This is a genomic window from Aeromonas sp. ZOR0001, from assembly GCF_000801015.1.
Taxonomy (GTDB): Bacteria; Pseudomonadota; Gammaproteobacteria; order Enterobacterales; family Aeromonadaceae; genus Aeromonas; species Aeromonas veronii.
The window spans coordinates 1-3,331 of record NZ_JRJY01000161.1 but is presented as its reverse complement, the minus strand read 5'-3'; the positions used below and the strand labels follow the sequence as shown (position 1 = coordinate 3,331).

The following is a 3,331-nucleotide window of genomic DNA, read 5'->3' as shown; positions in this document are numbered from 1 at the left end:
ACATTATGCGCAATGACGGGTGTAGGAGGACGGAATGAAGAGAACCGAACAATGGAGCCGCTTTGATGCGGTTGACTGCTTGGCCACTGAGGCCGACATGGTTGCCTATCTGCAGGCTGCTCTTGAAGATGGCGATCCGGCGCTGCTGACTGCAGCGTTTGATGATGTGGAGCGTGCTCGCGCCAAACTGCGTGGCCAGCTGCGCTACACGCTGGAAGAACTGTTGGCTCAGTGTGACCCCAATGCCACGCCACCAGGTGAAATGGATTGAGATCAGGGCTGAGCATTCTTAATCATGGCATTGAGCCGTAACACCTTGCCCCAAAGATTCGGAGGCACCATCACCAGCTCCTGGCCGGCTGCGGGCGCAGACGGCAGCGGTATGGGACGGTTACTCTCAAAGTAGAATTCAAAGGCGGTTACCAGCGCGTCACGTGCCTCGGCCAAAGCTTCCTCGCGAGAGTTTCCGCCGGTTAAGGCTTCTGGTAAATCTGGAAAATATGCCATCCAAGCATCACCATCACGCTCGATCATTACGGGATAATTCATACCTTTCTCCTTGAACCAGCACTATCGAACGAAATGCCGATAAATAGGGTTATCGGCATCACGTGAGAGATAACACAGGGGAATTTAACCACTACGGCGACACAACTCCTGTATTAATGCGATCCATGACGAAGAACCATCATGGACACCTTGATCAGCCAAACGCAGAAGATCCTCACCTAAAGCAGACAATGCATCGTGCTTGGAGCCATAGTGTTGGCAATAGGAATTGGCTAGTTCAACCAACTGCTCATTTAGCTGCACCCGAACATCTCTTGGAACCATGTCCCCTCCCCTTAGTCGATATTCTGAAACCACAAATGTCCCATTTTGAGACAAGAGTCCACTATTAAAGACAGTGGACTCTGGGGCCACGGATGCCCCCTCCCCCCCAGGGTCAGCGCGGGGCATCTAGCGCGCGCAAGAGCCGATGTGGTTCACAAAAGCAGCGTGCGCGCTTGCTGGATACGTCTCATCAGAGCAACAAGTTGCTCAGCCGAGCCGCATCGCCGATGAACACCAAGAGGGATGACCTACGCATAATCACCCCCCCTAGCCGAAAATGAAAGCCTGGCAGCGAATGGATGGGGCCAACGAGAAATTGCGCATGCGCAAAAGTTTCTCATGCGAAACTCGGGGCCCATGACCAACCTTGAGACTCTACCCCGCAAGCGGGGGCCCCTTCTCAAGGTTGTTCCTGGAATACGTGGAGGCGCTAGTTCAGGGGAAGCGCAGCGAGTGCCATCGTTGCCGAGCTTTCTTGCTGGGGCTTGTTGCCCTGACAGTACAGAAAATGCTCCCGTTCATCATATACCAAGCGCAGCAGACAAGGCCCAAGGGAATAGACCTGATAACCGGCCATCATTAAGTCGCTCAGTTTCATTGAGAAGGAATAGGCATTGTTGCCCTTGGCCTCCAGGTAGTACTCGAACTGGGCATGAAACTTACCGGTATTGTCCTTATAGGATGTATCCGCCCAGCCGGTAATGGTGATATCAAATTTGGAGAATGGGGCTTCCTGCACGCTTTTAGCAGGGGGGGTCGGCATGACTGGTGCCGCCGCCTTCACTTCTGGGTCAGAAGACGCTGGTGATGCTGCTGCCTGCTCTACCGGCACAGATACCGGCGCTGGGTCATCACTGCCCAGCATATTGAACAGGGACTTTACGCTCATCGGGACACCGATGAAGATGAGGATCACCGCCAACCACAACCACCATCTTTTCCACAGCGGCACAATGTCGGAGGCTTTGGCCTCCTGAACACTGCCTTCTGTTTGGGTATGTGACTTGTAGAACGGGAAGAACGTCTTGTCGTACCGGCGAACAGACTCAGAGAGGCAGGTTGCGCGAGCCCCAGCACCATCGAGTACTTTGCGGGTGTAGGTTTTATCAGAGCCCGCAGCGGCGTGTTTGCTGACCAAGAACTGGATCTCGATCATGTCACGCAGATCCTTGTGCACCTTCCCTAGGGACTGGGTCATAAACAGAATATCGTGGCCGTAATGACGGTGCATGGAGAAATATTCTAGGCAGTTGATGAGGTCATCGCTCGCCTTCTTGTTACGCCCTGCTCGGGGGTATTGGAAGTGACATTCATCAATGACAAACAGCGGGCCTTGCCCCTGCTCGTTGCGCCACTCCTCCTGGGTGAAGTGCTCGGGGTCAGAGAACGCCTTGATAGCGCCGTGCTCCCGACTAAAGCCATCCTGACGAACCTCAACGAGATCCCTCACCTCCTCGCCAAACACGGCGATCAGATGATCCATCATCAACGGCAGGTTGGTGACCACACGACGGCCTTCCTTGATGGCTGGGATCACGTGAAATGCGACTGCTTCATACGATTTGCCAGAGCCGGGACGGCCAACAATGATGTTTAGTGCCATGTTGCCTCCTTATGAACCGAGTCTGGTGAAGGGGATCAACTGGAGGATCAGGCGAACGCCAATCGCCGTCACAATGATGGCTGAGGCATCATTCACCCCCGCGATGGCCATGATGTTTTGCACATCAGCGGGGAGCATGGAGAAGTACTGAATGATGTTCATGGCCCCGAGCATGGAGCCAAGGCCGGAGATAGCCAGGTGAACAATCGACAAGATCGCTTCAAAGAGGAAGCAGGCCAAATCTTTGAGCATGTCAAAGAGCGAGAGCAACAGTGAATAGAGCAGGTTCAGGAAGTCATTCCAGCGGTGAGCAAACCAATCAAGCATGAGAGCACCTCATTTTTCGCATGAGAAAACCAAGCAGCGCGGACTTAGCCGCCGAACACTAAACGCCTGGCCAGCAAGCCGGCGCAGAAGATGACGAAAGCACGAATGGCTATCCAGACATTCGGGGGAACGGTCAGTTGATGGCAGCCGAAGTCAGCGAATCCCATGTCAAAACAGATTGTCCAGGTAGGGTATTCCCCTCCCCCCGACAGCTGTAGGCGGAAGCCATTAAGCCAGTCAAAAAGCGCGGTGTGTTGCAGCTCTTGCGTGAATCCGTTCCATAAGCCTGCCATCCCAGCGGGATAACGAGACTTCCACCAAGAGGTTCCCTGCGCGGTATCGGGCAGGGTTTGTGCGGGGACGCTGGTTGTGAAGGTGTCGGAAAGCAGCCGGTTAGTTTCATCAATCCGCGTTTCTACGCCATGAAGGTCAACGGCGTTGGTCGTAGCCAATAGCTCATTGGTGCGGTCGAGACGAGATTCCAGGCCGCCAAGGTTGGAGACGGTAACAGAGCTGGGTATGCTGCCAGTGCCAGTGCCAGTGCCAGTGCCAGTGCCAGTGCCAGTG

5 protein-coding genes are annotated in these 3,331 nt (G+C 54.4%); 1 reads left to right on the top strand and 4 read right to left on the bottom strand.

All coding sequences use genetic code 11. The annotated features are described in order from the left end of the window. Positions 1-34: 34 nt before the first annotated feature. Entirely contained in the window at positions 35-271 is a 237-nt protein-coding gene (locus L972_RS19045) for a hypothetical protein (protein ID WP_047440324.1), read from the top strand. Between the two features lie 2 nt (positions 272-273). On the opposite strand, the gene L972_RS19040 is transcribed toward L972_RS19045, so the two are convergent. From L972_RS19040 to L972_RS19025, 4 genes are all read right to left on the bottom strand, one after another. Continuing rightward, the gene (locus L972_RS19040) at positions 274-549 is read right to left on the bottom strand and encodes a type II toxin-antitoxin system HicB family antitoxin (RefSeq protein ID WP_052200102.1); all 276 of its coding nucleotides are present in this window, start codon (positions 547-549) and stop codon (positions 274-276) included. Positions 550-1,264: 715 nt separating this feature from the next. Continuing rightward, positions 1,265-2,437: a zonular occludens toxin domain-containing protein gene (locus L972_RS19035; RefSeq protein ID WP_052200101.1), complete on the bottom strand. Its 1,173-nt coding sequence runs from the start codon at positions 2,435-2,437 to the stop codon at positions 1,265-1,267. 9 nt (positions 2,438-2,446) lie between these two features. Then, the gene (locus L972_RS19030) at positions 2,447-2,764 is read right to left on the bottom strand and encodes a DUF2523 family protein (RefSeq protein ID WP_047440322.1); all 318 of its coding nucleotides are present in this window, start codon (positions 2,762-2,764) and stop codon (positions 2,447-2,449) included. A gap of 44 nt (positions 2,765-2,808) precedes the next feature. Further along, the coding region (locus L972_RS19025; RefSeq protein ID WP_047440320.1) for a hypothetical protein at positions 2,809-3,331 on the bottom strand (523 nt) is incomplete at its 5' end.